Genomic DNA, 14838 nt, shown 5'->3' with positions numbered 1-14838 from the left:
TCAGTCCTCCATCGCGTCGGCGGCCCGTTCGACCGCCTCGTAGATGTTCTGGTAGCCGGTACAGCGGCAGATGTTGTCCGCCAGCCCCTCCTCGATTTCCTCGCGCGTCGGATCCGGGTTCTCCTCGAGGAGCTCTTTGGTCGCCATCACGAAGCCGCTGGTGCAAAAGCCACACTGGAGCGCGTGAGTCTCGTGGAACGCTTCCTGAATGGGGTGCAGCGAGTTCGTCTCCTCCTCGGCGAGTCCCTCGACGGTCTCGATCTCTGCACCGTCGGCCTGCACGGCGTAGGAGAGACAGCTCTTCGTGGTCCGCCCGTCTTGTTGAACGGTACACGCGCCACAGACGCCGTGTTCACACCCAACGCGGACGCCGTGCAGGTCACACTCGTACCGGAGGAAATCCGAGAGTTTGAGCCGTGGTTCGACTTCTGCAGTCACTGGTTCACCGTTGACGATCACGGTGATCTCTTCGGTCGGTCGTTCGGCGGTTCCGTCTGTGCTATCTGTACTCATGAGATATGGTACCCATACCGTTGACCGAGCCATAAACGTTGTGTTGCGATCCAGGCACCGATTCGTTCGAACGATTACACTCAAGTAGGGTGGGAAGAGTACACACTGTATGGTCGAATCAACTGTAGACCTTCGAGTAGTCAACGCCAGAGTGGTCACTCCTGGTGGCACTATCAGCGGCGGAGTCGCGGCGAAAGACGGCGTCATCGTCGGCGTCGGCACCGAATCGAACCTCCCCGAGGCGGACCGAGAGATCGACGCCGAGGGCAACTATCTGATCCCCGGGTTCATCGACCCGCACGTTCACTGGGGTCTCTCCCGATACGAGTTCGACTACCACGAGGGTCTCGAGCACGACTTCGAGACCGAAACGCGCGGCGCGATCCACGGCGGCGTGACGACGGTCGTCAACTTCCTCCTGCAGAAGGAGCCGTACCTGCCCGACATGGACTTCTTCAAGCGTGCGGGCGAGGAGAACTCCTACATCGACTTCGCCTACCACGCGATCGTCCATCAGGACCACCACGTCGAGGAGATCGAGGGGCTCGCCGAGGAGGGGATTCGATCCTACAAGATCTTCTTCAACTGGTACAAGAACGCCTCGCCCGAACTCGGGATCGACCACTCCGACGCGGGCGGCGTCTACAAAGTCCTGGACAAGGTCTCGGAGATCCCCGACGGCGTCGTGATGTTCCACGCCGAGAACGAGGACCTCGCAATCGAACGCCGCAAGGAACTGCAGGCGGAGGGTCGAAACGACCTCGAGGCCTGGAGCGAGTCGGCGCCGAACATCTGCGAATCGATGCAGATCGAACAGATCGGTCAGCTCACCGAGTACACCGACTCCCGGGCCTACATCGTCCACATGAGCACGGCCGAGGGCGTCGACATCTGTAAGCGATACCAGGAGCAGGGCGTTAACCTCCACGCAGAGACGCTGCCGGCGTTCCTCTCGCACACCTACGAGCAGGACGACCTCGGCGTCTGGGGGAAGATCTCGCCGCCGCTTCGCGGCGAGGAGAGCAAGAAGCGCCTCTGGGAGGGAATCCGCAACGGCGTCGTCGACTACGTCGGCACCGACCACTGCCCGCACAAGCTCGAGTTCAAGGAGAAGGACACGGGGAAACACGGCGGCATCTGGGATGCGATCCCCGGCGACAACAACGGTATCGAGTACTTCCTGCCCGTGATGATGAGCGAGGGCGTCAACAAGAACCGCGTCAGCATGGAGCGGCTCGTCGAAGTCTGCTCGACGAACAACGCCAAGCGCTGGGGTCTGTACCCGCGCAAAGGCGCGCTCGCCGAGGGCTCCGATGCCGACATGGTCATCGTCGACCTCGAGAAGAGCACCGTCGTCGACGACGACTTCTACCACACGATGGAACCGGGTTACTCCACGTTCCACGGCGACAAGCTGACTGGCCTCCCGACGCACACGATCGTCGGCGGCGAGGTCGTCGTCGAAGACGGCGAACTGCTCGCCGAACCCGGCGACCGGAACTACCTGCCTCGCGGTCCCGAAGGCGTCTCACTCGAGTAAGCCATGAGTACCGTCGTTGGCGTGCTACTGGCTGCCGGTACCGGTTCGCGGTTCGAGGACGGAAACAAGCTGCTGGCTCGATTCGAGGACGAAGCGATCGTCAGTCACGCGGCTCGTACGCTCGCGACGGCACCGCTCGAGCACACGATCGGTATCGTCGGCCACGATGCCGATCGCGTCCGTCCCGTGGTGTCGGAGTTCGTCGACGACACGATCGATAACGACGACTACAGCCACGGCCAGAGCCGATCGGTTCGCCTCGGCGCTCGCGCCGCACGCGAATCCGACGCGGACGCCGCCCTCTTTCTGCCCGGCGACATGCCCTGCGTCGATCCGGCGACCGTTCGAGCGGTCGTCGACGGCTACAGCGACGGCAGTGAAGGGATCGTCGCGCCGACCGACGGCGATCGTCGCGGGAATCCGGTGCTCTTCGATGTGCGTCACTTCGACTCCCTGACATCCGTTTCGGGTGATACCGGCGGCCGAGCGCTGTTCGAATCGGGCGACGTCCGTCTCGTCCCCGTGGACGATTCCGGGATCGCAACTGACGTCGATACGGTGGCGGATCTCCGGCGCCTGCGTCACTCCGGATGCGACTGAACCCGGTCGTGAATCGGCCCCTCCCGATCGCGAAGCCGTCCGCCATCGCGACCGTTACTCGCTGCGACGACCTCCCCGACGATACTCAACGCGATTTCCACGGACTCTCCACCGCCGATATCGAGACCGACTGGTGTGGCGATGCGTTCCCGGTCGGTCGGTGACAGCGTTACCCCCTCGTCTTCGAGGCCCTCGCGGAGCTGCTGAAAGCGCTCGCGCGGCCCCATCAGTCCGATGAACGGCACGTCCGTCTCGAGCAGCGTTTCGAGTGCGAGTTGGTCGTCGACGAAGTTGTGAGACATGATCACGACCGACGTCCGGTCGTCGACCAACTCCTCGAGCTCGGTCGGATGTGTCGCGACGACGCGGTCCGCGTTCGGAAACGCGTCCGGGTCGGCCTGTCCGCCTCGCGCGGTCGCGACCGTCACCTGGAGGCCGACCTCACGTGCGAGCCGTGCGACCGGGCGGCTATCCGGCTGGCCACCGAAGATCAGCAGCCGATCGATCGGCTCGATTCCGTCGACGAAGAGATCGACCGATTCGTCTTCCGTCGTGACGGTCACCGTCTCGGATCGACCGGCAGCCGCCAGTTCCCCGGCTCGCTCGGCAACGGCTTCGAGAACGGACGACGGGAGTGACGAATCGTCGGTTTCGAGCGGTTCCTCATCGGCCGTGAGACTCGCACGAGCTCCCACCGGAACCGACGCCGTGTCGTCGATCACCGTGACGAGCGCGATCGATTCCCCCTGATGATACGCTTGGACTGGAGCGTGCCACGATCCGGTTATCGGTTCGACCAATATATCGACGACTCCCTCACAGCCGAGACCGAGCCCCCAGCCATCGTCGTCGGACGTCAGATCGAACGTCACGAGCTCCGACTCGTCCGTTCGACGGACCTCGCTGGCGACATCCGCGAGGGGCCCCTCGAGACAGCCGGCCGTGATACCGCCGAACGCCGAGCCGTCGGGCCCGAACAGCATCTTCGCACCCGGCCGGCGGTACGCAGAGCCATCGACGGCGACGACGGTCGCTACTGCCCACGACTGGTCCGTCTGAACGGCGTCCTCGAGCAACTCGAAGAGGTCGAGCGTCGTTATTCCCCACGGATCCACGTTCCCCGTCGTATTCATACTCGGATACAGTGGCTCGAATAGTATATGTGTTATCCTATCCCACGACCGTTCTACGATACGGGACGTGAGTGTAGACCGGATAACCCGGGCATTCGCCTCATACGGCTCGTTTCTCCAGTTGAGATAGTTATACTGTGAGGAGGGTCAGAACCCGAATACCGACGACACGGGCAAAACAGCGGACGATCGTTCGCGAGACTGCGTAGCGTTCTACGATACGGAACAACTATGTGGGTGGGTCTCAATACACAACCCATGGCAGAGAAAGGCACAACCGGCATACAAGCGATCGATCGGACGTTCCGAATCATCGAAGCAATGATCGAACTCGAGGGAGCAGGTGTAACGGAACTGGCAAATCACGTCGACCTTCCGAAAAGCACCGTTCACCATCACCTGTTGACGCTAGAGCGTGCGGGGTACGTCGTCCGAGAGAACGACGAGTATCGGACGGGATTGAAATTCCTCCAGGCCGGAGAACGCACGAGAGGGCAACACGCGCTGTATCAGGTCGCGCATCCCGAAGTCGAAAAACTCGCCGAAAAGACCGACGAGATTTCGGGGTTGATGGTTGAAGAGCACGGCAGAGGCGTCTTCATCTACCGGGATAGCGGATCGGGGGCGGCTCATATCGATACCGGCATTGGTGACCGCGTTCCCCTCCACTGTACGGCGCTCGGAAAAGTCATTCTGGCACATCTCTCTGATGACCGTCGTGATGCTATCATCGACCGACATGGCCTGACCCAGATCACTGAAAATACGATCACGGATCGGGATGTCCTCCGCGAGCAGCTCGATGAAATCCGCGAACAGCAGATCGCATTCGACGACGAGGAGCGGTTGAACGGGCTCCGAAGCGTAGCCGCGCCCATTTTCGACGCGACCGATCAGGTCATCGGGTCGATCAGCGTTGCCGGACCCACGCATCGGATGCAGGGTGAGTACTTCTACGAAGAACTCCCGAAGACGGTTCTGGGAACTGCTAACGTAATAGAACTTAATATCCAACATAGGTAATCTTCGTTCCACGATATAGAACAGACTCTGCCGACCGTCCATTTGCTGCCGTTTTACTGCTGCCATTTCCGCCTGTCTTTCTCCGAAGTCTAGAATCTCCATTATATACCATAATTGCCGAATCGGTCATTTACGTACGTAGGGATGTAAAATGGGGCGGGCAGTGCGGATGGGTGTCCGATAACTGGAGTACACTACGGCTACAATACCGAAGGTACTGCCACTGACCGCTCCTTCATTTACAAATGTACAAATGTAACCCTCGGTTTCTCGTTCAATAATGCTCTCAGTAACCAGTATGAGGGCGTGAACGAGGCCGGTCTTTACGTATCGTGCTCGGCAAACGCGTCACCGGCGTCCTTGGCCATCTCCTTCGCTTCGATATGTGAATACGATTTTCGGACTACTTCTTCGCTGTTATCTAAAAGCCGTGCAGCGGCGGTGAAGCCGCGTTGTCGAACCATCACCTCGCCGGCACCGCGACATCCACCGTGTGGCGCGAGATAGCCGTGTGTATCCTCGAGGCCGATTTCGGCACCCTCGCATAGCCGTCGCATGATTCGGCGAGCACCGTCCGTATTGATCGAGGAAGGCGCCAGCTCGTATTTGGAGACCGAGACGCATTTCCTGACCTCGCCTAAGAAATCTCTAAAGATGTCGAGCTCCGGCCCGAACACGAGGCCCACTATGACTGGGTGGCGTTCGTTCCGCAACGCGAGAGTGACGCCAGCGCGTTAACAAAGTACTGTGGCTGGCGACAACGAGTTCAAGATTAGGGGAGAGCGAAGCGCTCCATACTGGTGACGTTGCTATAGAGCGGCTCGTCAAACGTAATCGCGTCTCCAAGACGCTTGAGGGTGGAATCGAGATGAGAGGGAAAGCGAAGTTCAATACGAAACGAGTAGAATTGGGTTGTTCCCACAGCTAATGACATACTATTTACGACTATCGTACGAATTCACGACGAGGCTGAGCGTCGGGATAGTATCGCAACCAAACAGTACGGTCCACGGGCGGCAGGAACGACCGGTAGAGCTATAGCTTCCACTCGTCGAACCCCTCGAGCGGTTCGATCCCCCGCTGGGAGCACCAGCGCGCCGGGTCAGTGAACCTCGGGGAGCTTGAGGTACCGCAGCGGATGCGGTTACGCAGGACTTCGGGGAAGCCGAAGCGGTCCCAGTGGGATCAATCTCGTGGATCATCAGCACCTTGATCAGATGGGGAACGACGCGTCGGTCGCCGATTTCCGCGATGTCTGCTCCAGCGCCCGCACGCGTACGCTGGCGTCGCGAACGAGGAAAACCGTCGACGAGCGACCGGAGTTCCGCTTCGGCGTCCGGTCTCGAAGTGGATACCATACGAATGACTCGCAAGGAGCAAAAATAGTACGGTCCGCGGAGGCGACGTGCCGCTGGATCGATGCGTGCGAACGTTTCGCGGCATTCTTGTTCACGACGATACGAATCGCGATGCGCTTGAGATTCGTACGCACGATGCGTTCGCTGTTACGAAACGATATCGTTCACAACGGTTGATAGTAACGTGGTAGAGAATCGCATATATCGGCACAAGTTTACAGACGTACTGGTGTATATTATCGGGCATACCGATTGTATCGGATACATCTCCCTAGCCGACGAGTCGTTTCATCTCAGCGAACGGCAGTCTTTTCTCGCCGCCGATCGACGGTGAACTATAGGGAATACATTATATGCCCGGTGTCCGTAGCGGATGCGTATGAAAGGAGACGAAAGCGATGGACGATCGATCAAATCGAACGAAACCCTGTTCGCTATCGTCGAATCACTTCGGGAGAGCGAGGGCGCTGGAGTGACGGAACTGGCGGACAGACTCGGCCTGGCCAAGAGCACGGTGCACAAACACCTCGTGGGTCTCGAGCGACACGGGTACGTCGTCAACGAGGACGGCCACTACCGCCTCGGCCTGCAATTTTTCAACGTCGGCGTCTCCGTTCGGAACCAATTCGAGGTCTACCACGCGGCGAAGGAGCGGATCGATCAGTTGGCCTTCAACGTCGACGAGACGGTGTGGCTCATCGTTCCCGAGAACGGCATGGGAATGTTCATCTACGGGGTCCCGCGGAGCGAGTCGTTCTCGTTCGATTCGACGATCGGGAACTGGGTTCCGCTCCACGCCAACTCGGCAGGCAAAGCGATCCTGGCACACCTGCCGGAACGTGAGGTTATGGAGACCATCGATCGACACGGGCTGCCCGCCAGGACCGAAAACACGATCACCGACCGGGACGCGCTGTTCGAGGAACTCGAGCGCGTCCGCGAGCGCGGGTACGCTGTGAACTACCAGGAGGACCTGCGCGGGCTGCACGCCCTGGCGACGCCGGTGATCCGCGATGGGCGGCCGATCGCGGCGGTCGCGATCGCCGGCGCCGCGAACCGGCTCACGGAGGAGCGCATCGAAGCGGAACTCTCCGAACCGCTGCTCGAGGCAGTCGACGACATCGAACTCCGTCTGGTGTACGGGTAGCCCGCGGTTCGAACGCGAATCGCCGTTGGATTAGGGGAGCAATTCGGGGCGAACCGCCAGGAACAGCGTGGCGGCGAAGAGGTACGTCGAGCCGATGAACAGCGGGACGGCGCGGTCGGCCGTGAACCCGCCGACGACGCAGGCGACCGCGGCGCCGAGGGGGAAGATGCCCGCGAGGGCCGCTCGAGGAGGGAGCACACCCACGACGCTCGAGCAGGCGAGCAGTGCGACCGCGGCGACGACGAAGACCCAGGCGACGGAGCGGGCGGCGTCCGGACCGACGATGACGGGAATCGTCCGTTTCGGAACGCGCCGGTCATGGTCGTAGTCGAGCAGGTCGAGTAGGACGTTGATCCCTGTGAGTAACACCAGAAAGACGGTTGCGATCGCGACGATCGACGCCGACACCGAACCGGTCTGGGTCGCGTAGCCGCCAGCCGTAGCGAGGGCGATTCCGAGCGGGTAGTCGAGGGTTCCGGTGGCGGGGGCGATGTCGAGGTGAGGCGCGTGCAGCAGGCCGAGGACGACGAGCGGCGCGGTGAGCGCGGCCGGAACGGGACCGGCGGCCGCCCAGAGGGATGCGACGCAGCAGACGAAGGCGGTGCTCGCCGCGAAGATCGCGACCTGGATCTCGGTCGGCGCGAGGGGATTGTCGGCGTCCTCTCCCCTGACGTAGTGGTCGACGTAGCCATCCTTGAGGTGGGCGACGTAGACGGCTAGCCCGATCGCGAGTGCGTGGACGACCGCCGTCGTGACCGCCGTGTCGCCGGCGAGGGACGCGCCGAACAGCGACATCGCGATCCCTGGCAGGAGGAACACCGGCTGGACGTGCGCGGCGAGCCCTCGAGTCGTCCGGCGAAGCTGTGTTCGGCGCGAGCGTTCGTGCACGCTCGCCCGTAGGCTGCCGAGGGTCATAATCGGTCCTGTTCGGCGGCACCTCGAGGAAGATTCGACACTGGGGAATCGCCGTCCGTGACCGTCCGTCAAACCGTGGATCATCACAATAATTAATACCTCGGTACCCCGTCACACACATACGCGACCAAACTGATGAAGTACATTGACACGTTCGAGCGAACCGTCCGGTGTCACTCGTCGAAGACGGCGCTCGTGACTGACGACGGGCGGTCGATGACGTACGGCGAACTAGACGACCGAACGACCCGACTCGCGAACGCGTTGAACGAACGCGTCCCGGATCGACGCATCGCGACGCTCGCCCGCACAGGAATGACCGCAATCGAGACGATGCTCGCGAGCCAGAAGCGGGGACTCGCGAACGTACAGCTCCCGTTCCGCGACAGCCCCGGCACCCTCGCGTCGATACTCGAGCCGACGGGGGCGGCGACTCTGCTGTTCGACGACGCGAACGCCGAGAAGGCCCTCGAGGTGCTCGACCGCACGGCGATCCAGACGGGGATCCACGCGGGGGAGAAGGTGATCGACCACGCGAACGTTGAGGACTACGAGGACGTGGTCGCGAACGCGTCGACGGACCCGGTCGAGCCCGATTCGGCGTATGAACACGGCATCTTCTACACGAGTGGAACCACGAGCACGCCGAAGGGAGTGCTGTTCGACCAGGAGCAGATGTGGTACGGTGCGATGCAGGTCGTCATGGAGATGTCCATCGTAGAGACGGACACCGCGCTCGTCACGACGCCATGGTACCACATGGTGACGACCGACGCATGGATCCTCCCGCACATTATGGCCGGTGCGACGATGGTCGTACAGTCCGACTTCGAACCGGACGAGGCGCTCCGCCTCGTCCGGGACTACGACGTGACGGGGATGCTCGCCGTCCCGACGCAGCTCCACGTGCTGGCCGACGCGCAGGCGGCCGAGGGGTACGATGTCGACACCCTCTCGTACATCCGGACAGGCGGCTCGATCGTGACCGAGCGGCTCATGGAGAAGGCCTCGGAGCACCTGACCGAGGGCGTGTACAACACCTACGGGCTGACCGAGGGCGGCCCGAACCTCACCTTCGCCCACCCGTCGCTGCAGGACGACCACACCGGGACGATCGGCACGGAGTCGTTCACGTGGGAGCTTCGGGCCGTCGAGGCTGCAGACCCGGACGAGGATCCCGACCCGACGGCGACCGTCGAACCGGGCGAGATCGGCGAGATCATCGCCCGCGGGCCGGGCATGAGCGACGGCTACCTGGACCACCCCGAGGAGAGCGAGCGAACGTACGTCGACGGTTGGCTCCGGACGGGCGACTGCGCGGAACTCGACGAGGACGGCTACCTCTACATCGTCGGCCGCGTCGACAACATGATCGTCAGCGGCGGGGAGAACGTCTACCCCGAGGAGGTCGAGGACGTCCTCGAGTCTCACGAGGTGGTCGAGGAGGCGGTCGTGGTCGGCCTCGAGGACGAACAGTGGGGTCACCGCATCGCGTGCGTCGTCTACGCGAACGGGCCCGACGACGTCGACGTCGAGGCCCTCGACCGGTTCTGTGAGGACAACGACGAACTGGCCAACTTCAAGCGACCGCGCGAGTACGCGGTGGCGAGCGAACCGCTCCCGCGGACTGACACGGGAACGATCGAACGGGCGACGATCTACGAGGAATTCTTCGACGCGTAAGGGATCGAGGACACGCGGACGTTCCGACGCTGGTCGCTTGCTCCGGGTGGGGCTGCCGGACGTCCCCGTTCCGCGCGCCGATGATCGGTCGGAACGCGCCGTCCGCCGTCTCGAGACCCGACCTAGGGAAAACGTTTTCAGCCGCTGATTCGACTGCCTCTGTATGGCCGTGATGAGCCTGTTTGACCCGAGCGGAATCGCTGTGGTGGGGGCCTCCGAGACGCCCGGAAAGATCGGTTACGAAGCGATGCGAAACGCCGTCAAGTTCGACGGTCCGGTGTACCCGGTCAACCCGTCGGCGGAGGGGACCGCGTTCGACCGGGAGTTCGTGTCCTCCGTGACCGATATCGAGGATGACGCCGTCGACCTCGCGCTACTGTGCGTGCCGGCGACGGTCGTCCCGGACGTCGTCGAGGAGTGCGGCGAAGCGGGGATCGGTGGCGCGGTCGTATTCGCGGGCGGCTTCGCCGAGGCGGGCGAAGCGGGCGAGCGGTTGCAGCGGCGACTGCTCGAGGCCGCGACCGACGGCGACGTCCACTTGCTCGGGCCGAACACGAGCGGCTTTCTGCGCCCGGCCGAGCACATGTACGCGACGTTCGCGACCGACGTCGAAGCGATCCCGGCGGGAGACATCGCGATCGTCGCTCAGAGCGGCGGTCTCGCCTACGCCCTCGCTTTCCGCGCGGAGAACGAGGGGCTCGGCGTCTCCGCGATGGTCGGCCTCGGCAACCGCGCCAACGTCGGCTTCCAGGAGGCGATCGAGCACTTCGACGCGGACGATCGGACCAACGTGATCCTCCTGCACGTCGAGGGGACGGACGACGCCCGCGGCCTCCTCGAGACCTGCCGCGCGGCGGAGACGCCGGTCATCGCCTACAACGTCGGCGAGCAGGACGTCGGCGACTTCGCCGAATCCCACACGGGCGCGCTGACCGGGCGATACGAGCTGTACGAAGCCGGCTTCGCCCAGTACGGCGTCCCGACGGTTCGCTCGAGCCAGGAACTGCTCGACGCGGGGAAGGCCCTCTCCACCTGCCCGCGCCCCAACGGCCCGAACGTCGGCGTCGTCACCGCGCAAGCGGGGCCGGGGATCGCCATCACCGACCGTCTGAAAGCCGCCGGAGCGGAGTTTCCGACGCTCACCGACGAGACGCAGGAGGCCGTCGAGGAGATCCTCCCGGGGATGACCTACTCGGCGAACCCCATTGACACGGGTCGACCGATGCCCGAGTTCGGCGACGTCGTCGCGGCCGTCGCGCGCGACGAGAACGTAGACGTCGTCATGGTCTACGAACTGTTCGAGCGGGGACTTGGGTACCCGACCGAGGCCCTCGAGGGGCTCGTGGATGAGGTCGACAAGCCGATCGTCTTCGCAACCGGGGGCCCCGACGCGGTGCTGGCCGACGAACTCGCCGGGCTCGAGTCGCTCGAGATCCCGACCTTCTGGACGCCCGAACGGGGTGCTGACGCCGTCGCGGCCCTCGTGCAGTACGCGCTGCGAAACGCCGATCCGGACGCCGCCGAGGCCGAAGAGGTGAGCCGATGACCGATTCCGACGCGGCCGAGGCGTCCGAGACGATTGACGCGATCGATTCGATCGAGGCGGCGCTCGCGGAGGACCGATCCGCCCTGACCGAACCCGAGGCCAAGCGGCTGGTCGCCGACCGCGGACTCTCGGTTCCCGACGGCGAGTCGGTCGACTCCCCGGACGAAGCCGTCGAGGCCGCAGAGCGGATCGGCTACCCGGTCGTCGCGAAGGTCGCCTCGCCGGCCGTCCAGCACAAGAGCGAGTGGGCCGACGGTGTCGGCGTGGCCGTCGGCCTCGAGGACGCCGAGACCGTTCGAACGGCCGCGAGTCGGATCCTCGACGCGGCCGCTGATCGGGACCTCGAGGCGTCGGTCCTCGTCGAGGAAGGGGTCGACCTCGAGGCGGGACTCGAGGTGATCGTCGGTGGCACGCGCGACCCGTCGTTCGGGCCGACCGTCCTCGTCGGCCTCGGCGGCATCGCCGTCGAAGTGCTGCAGGACGTTAGCCACCGAATCGCGCCGGTATCGACCGCTGAGGCCGTCGAGATGACCCGGGAACTCGAGGCGTCGCCGCTGTTCGACGGCTACCGCGGCTCCCCGGCGGTCGACCGGACCGCGGTGGCCGAGGCGGTCGTCACCGTCGGCGACCTGCTGGTCGAACGCGAGGGGGTCAGGGAAGTCGAGGTCAACCCGTTGTTAGCCCGGTCGGACGACGCGGTTGCGCTCGACGCGTTGGTGACGCTCAAGGACGCGTAGGACCTCGTCGCGGACGCAGGCGTTCGCGCCCGCTCGTCGACAGTGGGGAAAACGCGAAAACTGTGACGCGTTCGAACGCGGTCAGTCGTTCTGTTGGCTCTTCTCGACGCTGACGTCCTCGAACACGAGGTCCCGCTCGGTCACGTCGACGGTCATCGAGCCGACGTTCTCGATCTCGGCGTCGATCGTGTCACCACCGGAAATCGAGCTGACGCCTTCGGGGGTCCCGGTCGTGATCACGTCGCCCGCTTCGATGGTCATTCCGATCGAGGCGTACTCGACGACGTCGGCGCAGCTGTAGATCATGTCGCCGGTGTTCTCCTGCTGGCGGGTCTCGCCGTTGAGCTGCAGTTCCATCTCGAGGTCGTGCGGATCGCCGACTTCGTCGGGCGTCGCGACGCACGGGCCGACGATGGTGAACGTGTCGTAGGACTTGCGGTTCGAGCGGTCCTGGTCGCCGCGGACGGAGACGTCGAGAAGGATCGTGTAGCCCAGAACTGCGTCCCAGACGTCGTCGCTGTCGATGTCCTTGACTTCCTCGCCCATGACGAAGGCGAGTTCGATCTCGTGGTCGACGCGGCGGTCGTTGAACGGCAGTTCGATACCGTCCTCGGGACCGGCGACGCTCGAGGGTGCCTTGAGGAAGTAGCCCTTGTCCTCGATGGTGAACCACTCCTCGGTGACGATGTCCTTGTCGGCGATGGCCTCCTCAACGTGGTTTTCGTAGTTCAGCGGTGCGGCGATCACCTTCTCAGGCCGGCGGACGGGCGACTCGACGCGCACCTCCTCGAGGTCGTAGTCAGCCTCTTCGTCCGCGTACTCGCCGGCGTCGAGGTCCTCCTTCGCGTACTCCTTGAGGGGGTCGTTCGTCTCGAGGCCGAGTCGGTCGGTGACGTCGACGACGCGGTCGTCGTCCGTGAGCAAGCCCAGTCGGTCGTCGTTGAACCTGACGAATCGCATGGTAGATCCACTGTCACACGCCCACATAAATAATCCCTTCTCGATCGACGATGCGAACGGGAACGATCGAGCCGTCGTCGTTCGCTCGTTGGGGCGCTTGAGGGCTCCAACACACTTATGGTCTCGTTTGACAAAAATGCGAACATGGCACAGCAGGATCCGGAGGAGCTCCTAGAACTGAGTTCTGACACGCGGAGTATCCTCGAGAAGAACGGCCTCCGCCCGCTCTGGGAAGTGGAAGACGATATGGGTGGCCTCCTCGACGACCTCGAACCGAACATCTGGAAGTGGGAGGACATTAAAGCCGCCATCGACGGCATCGAGGAGGACGTCCCGATTGCCGACCTCCCGCCGGGCTTCCAGCGGCGGGTCGCGGTCCCGATCAACGCGAAGCACGCCATCTCGAATACGATCTACGTCGGCGTCCAGACGGTCTCGCCCGGGGAGACCGCTCCCTCCCACCGCCACGCTGCCAGCGCCCTGCGGTTCACCATCGACGGTCACGAGGACATGAAGACGGTCGTCGCGGGTGAGGAGTTCCCGATGCGGGACAACGACCTCGTCACGACGCCCCAGTGGGAGTGGCACGACCACGTCAACGACTCCGACGAGACCGCCGCCTGGCTCGACGTTCTCGATCTCCCGCTGTTCCTCGACACGCTAAACAACTCCCACGTCTTCGAGAACCACGAACTCGAGCGCCAGCCGGTCACGAAGACCCAGGGCTACTGGGACTCCCAGTACGGCCGCAGCCGCCCCGCGAACGAGCAAACGGACGGTTCCATCCCCGGCCCGTTTCAGGGGAACAAGGAGCCGACGCCGCCGTACCGCTTCGGCTGGGACGAGATGCTCAAGTCGCTCCGGCAGCGCGCCGACAACGACGACCCGGACCCCTACGACGGGTACAGCCTCGAGTACGTCAATCCGGCCACCGCGGAGGCGCCGCTGTTTCCGACCATGTCCTTCCGCGCCCAGCTGCTCAACGAGGGCCCGACGGACGCCCACTTCCACAACTCGACAGAGATCTACTTCGTCATCGAGGGCGAGGGCGCGACCCACGTCGACGGCGAGGCCCTCGAATGGGGCAAGTGGGACCTCTTCGTCGTGCCGCCGGACAGCCCGCACCACCACGAACCGGACGACGAAGCGATCCTGCTGGGCATGACCGACCGGCCGATCCTCGAGTCGATGAACTTCTACGCCGAGGCTGAAGTCTCGGAGTGAGGATCGTTCGGCTCGCCTCGGCTGGGAGCACCGACGGCAGCGGTATCGGCGTGTGCGCTCCCTCGAGGACCGGTCGACTGGGTAATGCTCTTATAGGTCGTCGCCATAACGTTCTCGTATGGCCGAGTTCGAAAACCCGTACGTCGACGAGGATCCGTTCGTCCGGGCGCACTTCGACTGTCTGAACTGCGGCGGGAAGCTCTGGGAGTACGCGATTCAACGCCAGATGGTCTGCGAGGACTGTTCCGACGTTTTCCCCTCGGAGGAGGTCTTCGAAGCTAGCGTCGAATCGGCCGCCGACTGAGCCGCTGATCGCGCCGAGCACCTCCGTCTTCATCAGTCGTCACCGCACTACCGTTTCCACGCTATCGCCACCGCGGTACCGGACGCGTTTTCCGCGGAGCGGCACGGGAACCGCTCGTTCCGCTCTCGTCCGCGTCCACCTGCTCGAGTGCGCCC

At 63.5% G+C, this 14838-nt stretch carries 13 protein-coding genes and 2 pseudogenes; 10 read left to right on the top strand and 5 right to left on the bottom strand.

Translation table 11 applies throughout. The features are described from left to right. Positions 1 to 513, bottom strand: coding sequence for a (2Fe-2S)-binding protein (locus HYG81_RS41480; RefSeq protein ID WP_226777998.1), 513 nt, complete (start codon positions 511 to 513; stop codon positions 1 to 3). 109 nt (positions 514 to 622) lie between these two features. Here HYG81_RS41480 and HYG81_RS41475 point away from each other — a divergent pair, with 109 nt between their 5' ends. Next, the gene (locus tag HYG81_RS41475) at positions 623 to 2053 is read left to right on the top strand and encodes a dihydroorotase (RefSeq protein WP_226777996.1); all 1431 of its coding nucleotides are present in this window, start codon (positions 623 to 625) and stop codon (positions 2051 to 2053) included. A gap of 3 nt (positions 2054 to 2056) precedes the next feature. Further along, positions 2057 to 2653, top strand: coding sequence for a nucleotidyltransferase family protein (locus tag HYG81_RS41470; RefSeq protein WP_226777995.1), 597 nt, complete (start codon positions 2057 to 2059; stop codon positions 2651 to 2653). Here the strand turns inward: HYG81_RS41470 and HYG81_RS41465 are convergent. Further along, the gene (locus HYG81_RS41465; protein WP_226777993.1) at positions 2635 to 3786 is read right to left on the bottom strand and encodes an XdhC family protein; all 1152 of its coding nucleotides are present in this window, start codon (positions 3784 to 3786) and stop codon (positions 2635 to 2637) included. The two genes, HYG81_RS41470 and HYG81_RS41465, sit on opposite strands and share 19 nt — an antisense overlap. 258 nt (positions 3787 to 4044) lie before the next feature. Between HYG81_RS41465 and HYG81_RS41460 the strand changes: the two genes are divergently transcribed. After that, positions 4045 to 4809, top strand: a complete 765-nt coding sequence (locus tag HYG81_RS41460; protein WP_226777992.1) for an IclR family transcriptional regulator — start codon at positions 4045 to 4047, stop codon at positions 4807 to 4809. A 323-nt stretch (positions 4810 to 5132) separates the two neighbouring features. On the opposite strand, the pseudogene HYG81_RS41455 reads toward HYG81_RS41460, so the two are convergent. Next, positions 5133 to 5414: pseudogene (locus tag HYG81_RS41455) on the bottom strand (tyrosine-type recombinase/integrase); the annotation flags it as partial. A 36-nt stretch (positions 5415 to 5450) separates the two neighbouring features. On the opposite strand from HYG81_RS41455, the pseudogene HYG81_RS41450 reads away from it, so the two are divergent. Both HYG81_RS41450 and HYG81_RS41445 read left to right on the top strand, forming a co-directional pair. Then, positions 5451 to 5668: pseudogene (locus HYG81_RS41450) on the top strand (type B DNA-directed DNA polymerase); the annotation flags it as partial. Between the two features lie 878 nt (positions 5669 to 6546). Then, positions 6547 to 7314, top strand: coding sequence for an IclR family transcriptional regulator (locus HYG81_RS41445; RefSeq protein WP_226777991.1), 768 nt, complete (start codon positions 6547 to 6549; stop codon positions 7312 to 7314). Between the two features lie 30 nt (positions 7315 to 7344). Here HYG81_RS41445 and HYG81_RS41440 read toward each other — a convergent pair whose 3' ends face one another. Next, the gene (locus HYG81_RS41440) at positions 7345 to 8202 is read right to left on the bottom strand and encodes a UbiA family prenyltransferase (RefSeq protein ID WP_226777990.1); all 858 of its coding nucleotides are present in this window, start codon (positions 8200 to 8202) and stop codon (positions 7345 to 7347) included. Between the two features lie 162 nt (positions 8203 to 8364). Here HYG81_RS41440 and HYG81_RS41435 point away from each other — a divergent pair, with 162 nt between their 5' ends. The 3 genes from HYG81_RS41435 (at position 8365) to HYG81_RS41425 (ending at position 12195) form a co-directional block, all read left to right on the top strand. Further along, entirely contained in the window at positions 8365 to 9912 is a 1548-nt protein-coding gene (locus tag HYG81_RS41435; RefSeq protein WP_226777989.1) for a class I adenylate-forming enzyme family protein, read from the top strand. A gap of 163 nt (positions 9913 to 10075) precedes the next feature. Then, positions 10076 to 11458, top strand: coding sequence for a CoA-binding protein (locus HYG81_RS41430; RefSeq protein ID WP_226777988.1), 1383 nt, complete (start codon positions 10076 to 10078; stop codon positions 11456 to 11458). Further along, complete coding sequence (locus HYG81_RS41425) at positions 11455 to 12195, top strand: acetate--CoA ligase family protein (RefSeq protein WP_226777987.1); 741 nt, start codon at positions 11455 to 11457, stop codon at positions 12193 to 12195. Before HYG81_RS41430 ends, HYG81_RS41425 begins: the two co-directional genes overlap by 4 nt. A gap of 81 nt (positions 12196 to 12276) precedes the next feature. Here the strand turns inward: HYG81_RS41425 and HYG81_RS41420 are convergent, their stop codons facing one another. Beyond that, complete coding sequence (locus tag HYG81_RS41420) at positions 12277 to 13155, bottom strand: fumarylacetoacetate hydrolase family protein (RefSeq protein WP_226777986.1); 879 nt, start codon at positions 13153 to 13155, stop codon at positions 12277 to 12279. Between the two features lie 144 nt (positions 13156 to 13299). On the opposite strand from HYG81_RS41420, the gene HYG81_RS41415 reads away from it, so the two are divergent. Together HYG81_RS41415 and HYG81_RS41410 are read left to right on the top strand one after the other, a co-directional pair. Next, positions 13300 to 14379, top strand: coding sequence for a cupin domain-containing protein (locus HYG81_RS41415; RefSeq protein WP_226778381.1), 1080 nt, complete (start codon positions 13300 to 13302; stop codon positions 14377 to 14379). 118 nt (positions 14380 to 14497) lie between these two features. Next, on the top strand, positions 14498 to 14683 hold the full coding sequence (locus HYG81_RS41410) for a hypothetical protein (RefSeq protein WP_226778380.1): 186 nt from the start codon (positions 14498 to 14500) through the stop codon (positions 14681 to 14683). Positions 14684 to 14838: the final 155 nt, after the last annotated feature.

Source organism: Natrinema zhouii (genome assembly GCF_013456555.2).
In the GTDB taxonomy this organism is placed as follows: domain Archaea; phylum Halobacteriota; class Halobacteria; order Halobacteriales; family Natrialbaceae; genus Natrinema; species Natrinema zhouii.
This window is presented reverse-complemented; position numbering and strand designations above follow the sequence as displayed.

What these genes read in the sequence shown, in the direction of transcription:
- HYG81_RS41460 (WP_226777992.1), top strand. Translation starts at nt 4,045, where the DNA reads ATGGCAGAGAAAGGCACAACCGGCATACAAGCGATCGATCGGACGTTC.
- HYG81_RS41465 (WP_226777993.1), bottom strand. Translation starts at nt 3,786, where the DNA reads ATGAATACGACGGGGAACGTGGATCCGTGGGGAATAACGACGCTCGAC.
- HYG81_RS41420 (WP_226777986.1), bottom strand. Translation starts at nt 13,155, where the DNA reads ATGCGATTCGTCAGGTTCAACGACGACCGACTGGGCTTGCTCACGGAC.
- HYG81_RS41470 (WP_226777995.1), top strand. Translation starts at nt 2,057, where the DNA reads ATGAGTACCGTCGTTGGCGTGCTACTGGCTGCCGGTACCGGTTCGCGG.
- HYG81_RS41415 (WP_226778381.1), top strand. Translation starts at nt 13,300, where the DNA reads ATGGCACAGCAGGATCCGGAGGAGCTCCTAGAACTGAGTTCTGACACG.
- HYG81_RS41430 (WP_226777988.1), top strand. Translation starts at nt 10,076, where the DNA reads ATGGCCGTGATGAGCCTGTTTGACCCGAGCGGAATCGCTGTGGTGGGG.
- HYG81_RS41445 (WP_226777991.1), top strand. Translation starts at nt 6,547, where the DNA reads ATGAAAGGAGACGAAAGCGATGGACGATCGATCAAATCGAACGAAACC.
- HYG81_RS41480 (WP_226777998.1), bottom strand. Translation starts at nt 513, where the DNA reads ATGAGTACAGATAGCACAGACGGAACCGCCGAACGACCGACCGAAGAG.
- HYG81_RS41410 (WP_226778380.1), top strand. Translation starts at nt 14,498, where the DNA reads ATGGCCGAGTTCGAAAACCCGTACGTCGACGAGGATCCGTTCGTCCGG.
- HYG81_RS41475 (WP_226777996.1), top strand. Translation starts at nt 623, where the DNA reads ATGGTCGAATCAACTGTAGACCTTCGAGTAGTCAACGCCAGAGTGGTC.
- HYG81_RS41425 (WP_226777987.1), top strand. Translation starts at nt 11,455, where the DNA reads ATGACCGATTCCGACGCGGCCGAGGCGTCCGAGACGATTGACGCGATC.
- HYG81_RS41435 (WP_226777989.1), top strand. Translation starts at nt 8,365, where the DNA reads ATGAAGTACATTGACACGTTCGAGCGAACCGTCCGGTGTCACTCGTCG.